This window comes from Mesobacillus sp. (assembly GCF_057785455.1).
Map to the genome: position 1 here is coordinate 1 of NZ_JBYNSB010000061.1, position 12,593 is coordinate 12,593.

Below are 12,593 nucleotides of genomic sequence, written 5' to 3' on the forward strand. Positions count from 1 at the left end.
GCAATAGATGAATACATACATTTTTATAATCACGATAGATATCAAAAACGATTAAACGGCCTTAGCCCTATAGAATATAGAGCTAACGCCGCTTAAATCATTTTTATTATTTCGATTGTCTACTTGACGGGGTACAGTTCACTTTGTGGATGGTGCCTGGCTTTTGGAACATGGAGACGGTTCTTGCGTTCCACTTGGAACGCGAGAACCGTCCCCATGTTCCACCTACTCTTTCCAATACATATCATCTAAGTTCTGCATATGGAATTTCATGAGTCTGACGGATTCTTCTTCATCGTGGTCTTCGATAGCTTGAATCAGGAGCTTGTGCTCGGTGAAGTTGGTTTCTCGGTAATCTGGCCGGGTTACGGTGCGGTCCCGGATGAATCGCCACATTTCCTGCTGCTTCATGGCGTCGTGGATGGCGGACATGAATTGAATGAACAATTCGTTGCGTGAAGCTTTGGCTATTTCGTTGTGAAGCTTTTCATCTGTTTCCGGGACGTATATGCCTGCTTCGGTTTCTGCCTGCATTTGTTCGATAGTCGAACGCAGCCTCTCGATATCTTCTTCTGTCGCTCTCCTGGCAGCATACTTGATCATCATCGGCTCAAAGTTCTTCCGGGTTTCGACGATATCTTCAGGAGAAACGGATTCAAGGAACATAGTGGATTGGGTTCTTTCGCTGGCGACCTGAGTGTTTTTAACAAAGATGCCTTCTCCCTGGCGAGTGAATATGATCCCATTCATCTCCAAGGCACTGAGGGCCTGCCTGATGGGCGCCCGGCTGACGCCAAACTGCTCGCACAGCTCTCGTTCAGCTGGCAGCTTATCCCCTATTTCAAATGTACCTGACTGAATCTGCTCAAGGATTTGATTATATATTTGGATATATAATTTCTTGCTGGAAACTGGGTTGAATTTAATTGAAATCACTTCTTTCAAAAATAATCAAAGAATTAACCAAATTATATATTTTTACCAGCATTACAACAACCGTCTTCACATAAATAATACAGGCAGCCGCGATTGGGATGCCTGTATCTGTTGGAAAAATTAATCCATGTGCGAGCCGCCATTTATGTCAATTTCTTCGCCGGTAATATAAGATGCTTCCTCTGATGCAAGGAAGGCAATCGTTGATGCAACCTCCTCTGTTTCACCAGGTCTGCCCATCGGGATCCCTGCAATAACGCCCTTTGCAGCATCCTCCGGAAGCGACTTCCAAATATCTGTATTAACAAGTCCTGGCGCTACACAGTTAACTGTAATTCCATAAAGCGCCACTTCGCGGGCCAGGTTTTTGGAGAATCCCAGCACAGCCGCTTTAGATGCTGAATAATGAGCTCCGCCGAATACTCCCCCGCCTCTTTTAGCCGATACAGAAGAAAGGCTGACAATCCGTCCAAACTTTTGCTTCTTCATTGGCTCCAAAACTGCTTGAGTGCACAGGAACAATCCAAACATGTTTACGTTAAAAACCCTGGCCATATCCTCGACTGTCATATCCTCAACAGTCACTTTTTGAGAAATCCCTGCATTGTTGATAAGAATATCTATTCTGCCATACTCTCCAAGTACTTTTTCCACCATGGCATCAACGGATTCTTTGCTAGTTACATTTAGCTCCACGCCCAATGCCTTTCCACCGGCTTCGGTGATTGCATTCACTGTGCTCTGGATTCCATCCGAGTTCAAATCTGCGACAACAACCGCAGCTCCCTGCTTTGCGAGCGTCAAAGCGATTGTTCGGCCAATCCCTCTTTCCGACCCGCTGCCTGTTACAATTGCAACTCTATCATTTAATTCAAACATCCTATTCACTCCTGTCCGACTAATTCTTTTGCGATTTTTACGATTTCGTTAACAGTGATTCCATTTAACTCCAGAAGCTTTTCATAAGGAGCCGACTGGCCGAATTGGTCTTGGACTCCAACTCTGCGGACTTTCCCGCGGCCCTCTTCAGCCACGATTTCACAAACTGCGCTTCCAAGGCCATTTAAAATGTTATGGTCTTCTACTGTGATGATTTTTCCGACATTCAGGCAATCAACGACGGCATCGCGATCAATCGGCTTGATCGTATGCATATCAAGCAATTTGACGGAGACCCCCTCTTTCTCCAATTCCTTCGTTGCTTCGATTGCAAGCGAGACAGTATCTCCGTTTGCGATAATGACAACATCGTTTCCGTCTTTTATCTGCTTTGCTTTGCCGATTGTGAACTCTTCGTTTTCGTCATAAATGACCGGAACAGCATCTCTTGTAAAACGAAGATAAACGGGCCCGTATATTTCAGCGGCTTGTGCAACGAGTTTTCTAGTAGAGTGATAGTCAGCACCCATGATTACGGTCATATTAGGGATGGTGCGGTAGACCCCCATATCCTCGATTGCCTGGTGGCTGCCGCCATCATTCGCTGGAGTCAGTCCGCCGTGTGAACATGCAATCTTGACATTCAGGTTCGGATAACAAGCCTCCTGCCTTATCTGCTCCGCCATTCTTAAGGATCCAAATACCGCATACGTACTGATAAAAGGAATCTTTCCAGTAGTCGCAAGTCCAGCAGCCATCCCGGCGCCATTCTGTTCCGCAATCCCGACATTGATATGCTGATTCGGTAATTCATTCGCAAACTTCGTCGTTTTGCATGACTTTCCGATGTCGATATCCACAACATAGATATCTTTATTCTTCTTGCCTAATTCCAGGATTTCATCGCCAAAGGCATCACGAGTAGCCTTTTTAACAGTGAGATCTTTCTCTAATAAACTCATTATTTCAACCCCCCAGCTAATTCTTGCATTGCTTGATTGTACTGTTCATCATTAGGAGCAGTCCCATGCCATTCAACCACATTCTCCATGAACGAAACGCCTTTTCCTTTTACCGTGTCGCACACAATGCATTTTGGTTTGCCATTCTTTGAATCTCTTATTCCATCGAGTGTCTCGACGATTTCTTCCATTGAATGACCGTTAATTCTTTTCGTTTCAAAGCCGAATGCTTTGAACTTCTGTTCCAGATCCAGATTCGGCATGATTTCATCTGTTGTCCCATCAATTTGCAGCCCATTATCATCGACAAAAACAACAAGATTATCCAGCTGGTATTTGACAGCGCTCTGGGCAGCTTCCCAAATCTGACCTTCCTGGCATTCTCCGTCTCCTACCATAGCGAAGACGCGATATGCTTTTTCATCTCTTTTTCCGCCAACAGCCATTCCGACCGCACATGACAGCCCCTGTCCAAGAGAACCAGTTGAAATATCGACTCCGGGGCACTTTTTCATGTCTGGATGCCCCTGAAAAGGAGAACCGTATTGCCTTAATGTATAAACCGTCTCATAAGGTACATATCCGAGAAGCGCCAGCGCGGAATATTGAATCGGACAAACATGGCCTTTTGACAACACAAATCTGTCGCGGTCTGCCCATGTCGGGTTCTGTGGATCAATATTCATCTCCCTGAAGTAAAGTGCTGCCACGATATCGGCCGCTGAGAGAGAGCCGCCTGGATGACCGGATTGGGCTTTATGCACCATCGTCACCGCTGTTTGTCTGAGCTCGATCGCCTTTTGCTTTAATTCTTCAACACTGATATTCTTCATCTCTTTCACCTCTTATAAAAATTTCTAATGAGATTGCTCATATACCATTTGTCTGCTTGTATCCTAAGTGACCGCAATCCAATACAAACATTTGTCTACTTGCCACCAAAGTAAATCCATACAACTTCTTCAATCTAAGCTGCACCTGGTTAAAAATAAATTAGTTGTCTACTTGTATGCTAAGTATACCTATGAAATTAGAACACCCCTCTACTACGTACAAGCGTGTTCTTAAACTTCAACTTATTCTCCAAAGAAATCAAGTAAAAATAGTGATAGCTCTGGCAGCACGACAATGACAGTCAAGCTGATCAGCATCGAAATAAGGAATGGAATAATCGCCCGAGATAAGACTCCAACAGACAATCCTGAAATCCCTGATCCGACAAATAGATTGACTCCAACTGGCGGCGTGATGAATCCGATCGCCAGGTTAACAATCATGATGATTCCAAAGTGCACAGGGTTTACGCCAATGTTCAAAGCAATCGGAAGCAAAATTGGTGTCAGGATAATAATCGCAGCCGTCGTATCCATGAACATTCCCACAAACAGGAGCAGAATGTTGATCAACAGCATAATGACCAATGGGTTTGAAGAAATACTCAACAGTAAGTCTGCAACCATTGAAGGAATTTGTTCGAGTGTTAAAATCTTTCCAAACGCGTTTGCTGTACCAATAATGATCAGAATCGTCGCTGAAGTAAGGGCCGCATCCTTGATGACATTCGGGAAGTCCTTCAGTTTGATTTCCTTGTAAACAAACAAGCTGATAATCACCGCATAAACTACTGCGATAACAGCTGCTTCAGTTGGCGTGAAGATCCCGCCATAAATCCCGCCTAAAATGATAATCGGGATCAAAATCGCCCACTTGGCTTCATTGATGCCAGCCAAGGCATTTTTCAGCGTGAATTTTTCTCCAGTTCCTTTATAATTGTTCTTTTTGGAATGAATATAACTCCATACCATCATGCATAAACCGATGAAAACTCCTGGCAGGATTCCGGCAAGGAACATGTCACCGATTGAAACACTTCCTGAAACACCGTATACAACCATTGGAATACTTGGCGGAATGATAATTCCTAAAGCACCCGCTGAAACAACAACCGCCGTAGCAAATTTCTTGTCATAACCATAGCCGACCATGGCAGGGATCATGATTCCCCCTACTGCTGCAACCGTAGCCGGACCTGAACCGGAAATTGCGGCAAAAAACATACAAGTCAGGACGGCCGCCATCGCAAAGCCTCCAGTAAAATTCCCGACAAAAACGTTAGCCAATTTAAAGAGGCGCTGTGAGATCCCGCCTTTCCCCATAATCTCTCCAGCTAAAATAAAGAACGGAACTGCCATTAATGGAAAGGAATCCGTTGAGGCTACAAGGCTCTGTGCAAGGTATTCAACTGAAGTCACATCAGCCATCAGGATCGTGGTCAGAGTCGCCAGACCAAGGGATATGCCTATCGGAACTGTCAGCAAGAGAAAGAATATGAAACTTCCAAATAAAATTAGCGCAGTCATACGATCACCTACTCCCCAATCCTATACGTTTTAATTTGAAGTGACATTCGCTGAATGATCCGGATTGTCGTTAAGAAAAAGCCGACAGTAGGCGCTAGATATACCCACATCAAAGGAATCTCCATTGCCGGTGACAATCGTGTTACTTCAATTGCAACCATGTATCCGAAGTAAGTAAGAATGACCGCAAAGGCAAGAAAAGCAATATTCGCCAAAAACTCAAGGACAAATTTCCCCGTCCTGTTCAGCACCATTGACAATGCATCAACACTGATATGGGCCCTTCTCTTCACTCCATAGCTTACTCCAATATAAACCAGCCAGATAAAAGCATATCGTGCCAGTTCCTCAGACCATACCAGGGATGACCCCAGCACATATCTCATGAATACCTGAATGAAAATAACCACTACAGTCAGGATGCTTAATACTACAAGTAAAAAGGCTTCTAAATTATCATCCAGCCACCTCAACACCTTCATGTTCTTCCCCCTCATTTCAATCCGTGAAAACGGTAAATCCCTCATGACCATAAGGTAAAAGCAGAACCCACCTAAGGTTCATATTAGGATAGATTCTGCTTTCAATTAAACTACTGCTTTGATGCTTCAAGCAGGCGATCGATCAGGTCTTTGCCGTACACTTTTTCATACTCTTTGTACACATCCATAGATGCTTCCCTGAACGCAGCTTTATCTGGAGTGAATACTTCCATACCTTGCTTCTTCAGGTCTTCTAAAAGATCTGCTTCCTGATCCATTACCATTTCACGGTGGAATTTAGATGTTTCCGTTGCACTGGACTGGATGATTTCCTGCTGTTCTTTCGTAAGTGTCTTCCAGAACTTATCGCTGATCGCCATAGTTGTTGCACTATAAGAATGTCCTGTTAATGTTAAGTGCTTCTGGACTTCATAAAACTTACTTGCATGGATGTTGGAAATTGGGTTTTCCTGGCCATCAACTGTACCTTGCTGCAGAGCCATATAAAGCTCACCAAAAGCCATCGGAGTAGGATTCGCTCCTAAAGTTTTAAAGATGCTGACCAGGACAGGCTGTTCTGGCGTCCTGATTTTCAAGCCTTTCAAATCATCTACCGTTTTAATCGCTTTTTTACTAGTTGTAATGTTTCTGAATCCATTTTCAAGATGTCCAAGGACTCGCAAGTTATCTTTAAGAAGGGACTCATGGACCTCTTGTCCGATCGGGCCATCGATTGCAGCCCATGCATCTTCATTCGTTTCAAACAGGAACGGCAAACCAAATGCGTCTACCTTTGGCTCATACTGTGCAAACGTACTTGCAGCTACCATCTGGATATCGTTGAAAGCTACCGCTTCTACCATTTGAGGCTCACTTCCGAGCACTTCGTTCGGAAAAATTTGAACAGTGATTTGCCCATCTGATTTTTCTTCTACTAGTTCTTTGAACTTAAGCGCCGCCTTGTGTCGAGAGTTTGCCTCTACTGCACTGTGGGCAAATTTAATCGTGATCTTCCCATCCTTGGAGCCGCCGCTGGCTTTGCCAGTGCTCGCTTCTTTTGTACCGCCACAAGCTGCTAAAGTGATCATCAGGAATGAAATTAATGCAATGAACATGAGTTTCCTAGCTTTTTTCATATAACTTCCCCCTTGAACTATTGTTTTTATTAAAAATAGATACGTATTTTCATATACATATCTACATTTTAAAAAAGATGATTATAGTGGTAAATCAACGACAATCTTGATTGGTGATCCTTTTCTATTTAGCGCTGTTTCCATGGCCGTATTAATTTCATCAAACGGAAAACGATGAGTAACGAGTGACTCGAGGCTGTATTTCCGGCTAGTAATCATTTCAATCGCTGTGTCGAAGTCTTCCTTCACATACATGGAAGAACCGAATATCTGGACTTCAGAAATCATCACCTTATTCAGATCAATCGGCACTTTTTCTTCAAATAATGCGATGGAGATAATCTTCCCTTTTCGTTTGACGACGTTAAAAGCATCTTCTATAACTGATGGATGGCCGAAGGTGATAAAAACATGGTCAAACTCACCAATATGCTCGGCTGTATATTCTTTCAGTGATTGTTCCCTTACATTGACGCCATGTGTGGCGCATAATTTTTTTCCGAGTTCAAGATTGCTGTCAACTGCATCCGTCAAGCAAATCGTTTCCGCTCCTTTATAATGAGCGGCAACCGCTGTCAGCAGTCCAATTGGCCCAGAGCCAAGAATGGCAACTTTATCGCCTTCCTTTACACCCGCGACATTTACAGCATGGACACCAACTGCTAAAGGTTCTGTCAGGACAGCCAGATGCGGTGAAAGAGAGTTCGGCAGCTTATATACTGCCTGTTCAGGAGCTGTCATATATTCCGCAAATCCACCGTCCCATTTTTGTGTGCCAAGGACGGTTTTATCTTTGCAAAGATTGTATCTTCCTTCTGAACAAGGTCTGCATTCTCCGCAGCCAACATGCGGCTCAACCGTCACCAGATCGCCTGCCTGAAGGTTTGCTACCTTGTCTCCTATTTCAACAATATTGCCGATAATTTCATGACCTAAAATACTTGGCGGTTTCCTGAACGGATGAGTTCCGATATAGGCATGAACCTCAGAACCACAAATCCCTGCTGTCACAACCCGAATCAGCACTTCATGATTTTTAATTTCAGGAATCTCTTTTTCGACTAATGACATATGTTTGATTTCATCGAACAAAGCTGCTTTCAAGTTTGTACCTCCCCTGTCCTGGCGTAATTTAGTAATCGCTTTCATTTCTTTCATAAAATGAGGAGCACTATCAGCTTAAAGAAAACTTTTATCAGAATAGTGCGAAACTTAGGTGCACAGTCTAGCTTATCTTGTTTTGAAACCAGTGGTTAAATTAGTAAATCGTTTTACCAAACTTTGTAAGACAAGTATACCAACTGGGATTATTGCTTGTAAATACATTTTTTGAAATTTCAAATACTTTCAATTTCTTTCACTTTCTTTCAGTTTATGCACTTTCAAGTAAAATATAACAAAATGACTCTTTTAAATCAACAACTATTTTTATATTTAAAATTTTCTAAAATGTAAGCGTTGTATTTTTTACTGGCAAAGATTACAATAAGGTACGAATACGAAGAAAATCGTTTAACTTAGGGTGAATAATATGAAAGTAAGGATGAAGGATATCGCGCAAGAAGCAGGCGTTTCCATTGCGACTGTGTCCCACGTAATAAACGGAACAAAGAACATTGGTGAAGATAAGCGTAAGTTAATCACTGAAATCATACAAAAATACAATTATATACCCGATACTAGAGCCAAAAGCCTTCGCAGCCCGATTACCAAAACGGCAGGGTTGATCGTGTCCAGCTTTCCCGATACGTATGTAACTGGAATTATGAATGGCGTCGGCAGCCGCGCCCGCGAGTTGGACTATCGCCTGCTGTTTGTAAACACCAGCGAAGACCAGGATTACGAGAAGGATTCTATCAAACTGCTAAGCTCCCATGTTGTGGATGGAATCATTCTTACCCCTACGAAAATGGACCTTGGCTATTTAAAAAACGAAATCCAGTTGGATACTCCCATCATTCAGGTAATTCGTTATGATCCCAAATTCCCTGAACTGCCAAGGGTTACGGCAGATGACTTCCAGGCAGGGTATGATGCGACAATCCATTTGCTGCAACATGGCCACAGGGATATCGGCCTGATTTTATCAAGGACAAACATTACGCCAACAATCGAAAGAATCAATGGGTACAAAGCTGCACTTAAGGAATTCAATGTACCTTTTAATGAGGATTATCTCGAAGTTGGTTACGCTACAGTCAATAATGGTCTTAACGCCACCAAAAAATTACTGACGAAAGAAAAGCAAATAACAGCGCTGTTCGTATTAAGTGATTTAATGACAATCGGCGCAATGCAGGGAATAAATGAGCTATCGCTTAAATGCCCCGAAGACATTGCACTGGTAGGGTTCGGAGACTTTGCAGGAGCAAGCATCACCAACCCGCCGATCACGACAGTCAGTATATCCGCAGAAACAATCGGCCGAACAGCCTTTGATGTTTTAATGAATAAGATTAATAACCCGCTTTACTCGAAACACATACAAATCCCAACGTCACTGATCAGGCGAAAATCCTGCGGATGCTGATGGAATCATAATTTCGCAGTTTAATAGAAAGTACCCTATGAAATTTCGCCTTTCACAGGGTACTTTTAAAATTCGGATTAGCAGCCAAGAAGGTATTCTTTTTCTTTGTCCATGATCTGCTGGATCTTCCGCGCAGAGTTGCCACCCTGGAAAGATACATTAAGATAGGCTTCCGCCACTTTCTTTGCTACTTCAACGCCAATCACTTTTGCACCCATGGTAATGATTTGTGCATTATTGCTTAGCTGAGCACGTTCTGCAGAGTACACATCATGACACTGGGCAGAACGGATATTGGGAACCTTGTTCGCTGCAATCGACATGCCAATGCCGGTGCCGCAAATGAGGATTCCCCTCTCCAGGTTACCATCCGCAATATTTGAAGCTACATTAAAAGCAACACCTGGATAATCTACTTCAGCTTCTGAATAGCAGCCATAATCAACAACTTCATGGCCAAGTTCCTGAATATAAGCTTTTACTTCTTCCTTCATGGAAAAAGCATTATGGTCACAACCGATTCCAATTTTCACTTTGAATCTCTCCTTTTTATCATTTTCTTTCGTTTTGTTGTTTCTTATTTTTTCATTTATTTTCGATTTAGTCAATTACTTTTTAAACGAACGAAAGTTAACGAAAGGATATTCGTTTGAAATAGATACTAATCCTGTGAAATAATTAACTTTTTTAAGATGTTTTAATAATAATACTTTCGTTTTTGTTTAAACGCTTTTTTGTTACATTGAATTAAACATCAATTGACAAATAACGAAAATGACAATAAGATGAATTACAAATAATTAAGTCTTTTAGAGATTTTAAATACACAAAGAGGAGAGAATAAAATGACTAATGTGAAGAAGCCTGTTGTGGCGATTACGATTGGGGATCCAGCTGGGATTGGTCCTGAGATTACAGTGGACACGATTATGCAGGAGAAGGTATATGAAGAGAGCAAACCTTTCCTGATTGGTTCGATTGATATTATTAAGAGGGCTATGGAAATCAAAAACTGTGATTTTGAGATTAATAAGATCAGTAAGACTGCTGAGGGGAAATTTCAATACGGAACCATCGATGTCCTGGAAACGGCCGATTATGACTGTGACAGTATTGTATATGGCAAGGTCCAGAAGCTTGCTGGACAAATGTCTTATGATTATGTAAAAAAATCAATTGATTTGGGATTGAATAATGAGATTGATGTTGTTGCTACTGCACCTATCCATAAAGAAGCAATCAAATTGGCAGGCTGCCCGCAGCCTGGCCACACAGAAATCTATGGAGAATTGACGAATTCTGATTATGCGTTGACAATGTTCAACTGCCATAATTTAAAAGTATTCTTTGTCAGCCGCCATAAAGCTTTGAAGGAAGCTTGTGACTACGCTACGAAAGAGAGAGTACTAGATTGTGTGAAGCAAATCCAGAATGAAATGAATGGCATTGGCCTCAATAATCCAAAGATTGCTGTGGCAGCCCTGAATCCTCATGCTTCTGACAACGGCCTTTTCGGTACGGAGGAAGCAACAAATCTAATTCCCGCTGTCCAGGCTGCCCAGGAAGCTGGCATTAATGCAGTTGGCCCGGTTCCAGCAGATTCTGTTTTTTACCTTGGGTTAAAAGGAAATTATGATGCGATTCTATCTCTATATCATGACCAAGGTCACATTGCCTGCAAAACATATGATTTCGAACGTTCCATCACCATCACATGGGGTTTGCCTTTCATGAGAAGCTCTGTCGACCATGGAACAGCCTTTGATATTGCTGGAAAAGGTGTAGCCGGTTCGGTCAGTATGATTGAAGCAACACTTGTGGCCATTGATTACTGGAAGATGAAGCAAAACGCATTAACTGCGCAACTATAATCCCTTCGAACAGGAAAGATTTTTGATCTTTCCTGTTTGACTATTAGATAAGTAGGTGAAGAAAACGTAATGTGCAAATTGGGAATTGTAGCAGATGACTTGACCGGAGCTACCACGGTTGGGGTTTTATTGGCAAAAGCCGGCATTTCAGCCGCTGCTTTTTTTGATGAAGGATCGCTTGATACCGACCAGGACTACCATGCTATTGTCCTGAGCAGTGACAGCAGAGCTTTAGCTAAAGAAACTGCGCAGCAAAAAGTAAAATCGGCAGTGGCTGCTTTAAAGCTGCAGGGTGTAACTTATTTTTCCAAAAGAATCGATACTACTTTGAGAGGCGGCATCGGGTATGAAATTGATGCCATGCTGGAAGAACTCGATCCGGACACAGTGGCTGTGATTGTCCCGGCCATGCCTCAATCGCGGCGGATTGTAGTCGGCGGCTATTCGATTATCGATGGGCTGGCGTTATCCAAAACCTCTGTTGCCACCGATGTCAGGACCCCGGTTACTGAATCCCATGTTCCTACACTGTTGTCCAGGCAAACAAGCAACAAGATTGAATCAATCCCATTAAGTTCATTGCTTGCAGGGAAAGATGCATTGATCCAAAGTCTCCAGAAAGCGAAAGATAGCGGAGCCAAATATATTGTTGCCGACGCTATCACAGTTGAAGATGTGGAATCAATTGCAGAAGCAGTCGCAGAATTGCAGTGGAAGGTGTTAGCGGTAGACCCTGGCCCGTTCACAGAAAAACTTGCAGCTGGCAGAGGCTTCAGCAGGAAAATGGCGGAAAGCTCCCCACAGATTGTTTCAGAGCAACAGCTGAATGGCACTGTTTTAGTGGTAGCTGGCAGCGCCACCCCCGTGACCAGGGTCCAAATGAAAGCGCTGACAGAGTTTGGGTGGGCGTGTAAAGTTCCCGTCTCTGCAACAGACCTGATTGATACGAATAAATTTGCTCCTTATGAAGTAGAGCGTGCCGTGAAGGAAACAAAGAAAACTTTGGAGACGCGAAGACCGAACGTAATCTTACTCGAGACTTGCCTAACGGGTGAAGTGATGAATTTAGCTGAAAAAGAAAATGAACTAGGGCTTCTTCCAGGCCAGGGGGCAGCAAATATTAACCAGGGGCTTGGAAAAATCGTCTCGAAATTGTTAAGCAAGGAACTAGGAGATATCCGGGGAATCTACATGACCGGCGGTGACACTATGGTCAATGTTCTTCAGGTTTTAGGAGCAAAAGGAATCGAACTGATCGATTATGTCATCCCACAAGCAGATCTTGGAAGAATCATCGGAGGCAAATACCACGGACTGCTTGTTGTAGGGAAAGGCGGTCTGACAGGATCGAATGACACGGCGATCAAAATCGTAAAAAGGATTATGAGGGAAGCCTCCAGGCAGGATTCAGATTGTATCCATGCGTAACCCTTCAAC

13 protein-coding genes are annotated in these 12,593 nt (G+C 43.0%); 4 read left to right on the top strand and 9 right to left on the bottom strand.

What is annotated here, in order from left to right; translation table 11 throughout:
- Positions 1-96, top strand: a 96-nt coding sequence (locus AC3EBE_RS22370) for an IS3 family transposase (RefSeq protein WP_488594034.1), incomplete at its 5' end; no start/stop codon positions are given.
- A 129-nt stretch (positions 97-225) separates the two neighbouring features.
- On the opposite strand, the gene AC3EBE_RS22375 is transcribed toward AC3EBE_RS22370, so the two are convergent.
- From AC3EBE_RS22375 to AC3EBE_RS22410, 8 genes are all read right to left on the bottom strand, one after another.
- Positions 226-936, bottom strand: coding sequence for a FadR/GntR family transcriptional regulator (locus AC3EBE_RS22375; protein ID WP_488597517.1), 711 nt, complete (start codon positions 934-936; stop codon positions 226-228).
- Positions 937-1,056: 120 nt separating this feature from the next.
- Positions 1,057-1,815: an SDR family NAD(P)-dependent oxidoreductase gene (locus AC3EBE_RS22380; protein ID WP_488597239.1), complete on the bottom strand. Its 759-nt coding sequence runs from the start codon at positions 1,813-1,815 to the stop codon at positions 1,057-1,059.
- A gap of 5 nt (positions 1,816-1,820) precedes the next feature.
- Positions 1,821-2,777 carry a transketolase family protein gene (locus AC3EBE_RS22385; protein ID WP_488597240.1) on the bottom strand — a complete coding sequence of 319 codons (957 nt, stop codon included), beginning with the start codon at positions 2,775-2,777 and terminating at the stop codon, positions 1,821-1,823.
- Positions 2,777-3,610 carry a transketolase gene (locus AC3EBE_RS22390; protein WP_488597241.1) on the bottom strand — a complete coding sequence of 278 codons (834 nt, stop codon included), beginning with the start codon at positions 3,608-3,610 and terminating at the stop codon, positions 2,777-2,779. The genes AC3EBE_RS22385 and AC3EBE_RS22390 overlap by 1 nt, the downstream gene beginning before the upstream one ends.
- A 243-nt stretch (positions 3,611-3,853) precedes the next feature.
- The gene (locus AC3EBE_RS22395) at positions 3,854-5,137 is read right to left on the bottom strand and encodes a TRAP transporter large permease (protein ID WP_488597242.1); all 1,284 of its coding nucleotides are present in this window, start codon (positions 5,135-5,137) and stop codon (positions 3,854-3,856) included.
- Positions 5,138-5,145: 8 nt separating this feature from the next.
- Positions 5,146-5,619 (bottom strand): TRAP transporter small permease, encoded by a 474-nt coding sequence (locus tag AC3EBE_RS22400; protein WP_488597243.1) that lies wholly within the window; start codon positions 5,617-5,619, stop codon positions 5,146-5,148.
- Between the two features lie 110 nt (positions 5,620-5,729).
- Positions 5,730-6,755: a TRAP transporter substrate-binding protein gene (locus tag AC3EBE_RS22405; RefSeq protein ID WP_488597244.1), complete on the bottom strand. Its 1,026-nt coding sequence runs from the start codon at positions 6,753-6,755 to the stop codon at positions 5,730-5,732.
- 81 nt (positions 6,756-6,836) lie between these two features.
- Entirely contained in the window at positions 6,837-7,859 is a 1,023-nt protein-coding gene (locus tag AC3EBE_RS22410; RefSeq protein ID WP_488597245.1) for a zinc-dependent alcohol dehydrogenase, read from the bottom strand.
- 427 nt (positions 7,860-8,286) lie between these two features.
- Here AC3EBE_RS22410 and AC3EBE_RS22415 point away from each other — a divergent pair, with 427 nt between their 5' ends.
- Positions 8,287-9,285 (top strand): LacI family DNA-binding transcriptional regulator, encoded by a 999-nt coding sequence (locus AC3EBE_RS22415; RefSeq protein WP_488597246.1) that lies wholly within the window; start codon positions 8,287-8,289, stop codon positions 9,283-9,285.
- 77 nt (positions 9,286-9,362) lie between these two features.
- On the opposite strand, the gene rpiB is transcribed toward AC3EBE_RS22415, so the two are convergent.
- Positions 9,363-9,818 carry a ribose 5-phosphate isomerase B gene (rpiB, locus tag AC3EBE_RS22420; RefSeq protein ID WP_488597247.1) on the bottom strand — a complete coding sequence of 152 codons (456 nt, stop codon included), beginning with the start codon at positions 9,816-9,818 and terminating at the stop codon, positions 9,363-9,365.
- Between the two features lie 312 nt (positions 9,819-10,130).
- On the opposite strand from rpiB, the gene pdxA reads away from it, so the two are divergent.
- Together pdxA and AC3EBE_RS22430 are read left to right on the top strand one after the other, a co-directional pair.
- Positions 10,131-11,156, top strand: a complete 1,026-nt coding sequence (pdxA, locus tag AC3EBE_RS22425; RefSeq protein WP_488597248.1) for a 4-hydroxythreonine-4-phosphate dehydrogenase PdxA — start codon at positions 10,131-10,133, stop codon at positions 11,154-11,156.
- Between the two features lie 69 nt (positions 11,157-11,225).
- A complete protein-coding gene (locus AC3EBE_RS22430) occupies positions 11,226-12,584 on the top strand; it encodes a four-carbon acid sugar kinase family protein (RefSeq protein ID WP_488597249.1) in 1,359 nt (452 codons plus the stop codon).
- Positions 12,585-12,593 lie beyond the last annotated feature (9 nt).

Excerpts from the sequence above, each read along its gene's own strand:
- AC3EBE_RS22380 (WP_488597239.1), bottom strand. The coding sequence starts at position 1,815 with ATGTTTGAATTAAATGATAGAGTTGCAATTGTAACAGGCAGCGGGTCG.
- AC3EBE_RS22385 (WP_488597240.1), bottom strand. The coding sequence starts at position 2,777 with ATGAGTTTATTAGAGAAAGATCTCACTGTTAAAAAGGCTACTCGTGAT.
- AC3EBE_RS22390 (WP_488597241.1), bottom strand. The coding sequence starts at position 3,610 with ATGAAGAATATCAGTGTTGAAGAATTAAAGCAAAAGGCGATCGAGCTC.
- AC3EBE_RS22395 (WP_488597242.1), bottom strand. The coding sequence starts at position 5,137 with ATGACTGCGCTAATTTTATTTGGAAGTTTCATATTCTTTCTCTTGCTG.
- AC3EBE_RS22400 (WP_488597243.1), bottom strand. The coding sequence starts at position 5,619 with ATGAAGGTGTTGAGGTGGCTGGATGATAATTTAGAAGCCTTTTTACTT.
- AC3EBE_RS22405 (WP_488597244.1), bottom strand. The coding sequence starts at position 6,755 with ATGAAAAAAGCTAGGAAACTCATGTTCATTGCATTAATTTCATTCCTG.
- AC3EBE_RS22415 (WP_488597246.1), top strand. The coding sequence starts at position 8,287 with ATGAAAGTAAGGATGAAGGATATCGCGCAAGAAGCAGGCGTTTCCATT.
- pdxA (WP_488597248.1), top strand. The coding sequence starts at position 10,131 with ATGACTAATGTGAAGAAGCCTGTTGTGGCGATTACGATTGGGGATCCA.
- AC3EBE_RS22430 (WP_488597249.1), top strand. The coding sequence starts at position 11,226 with ATGTGCAAATTGGGAATTGTAGCAGATGACTTGACCGGAGCTACCACG.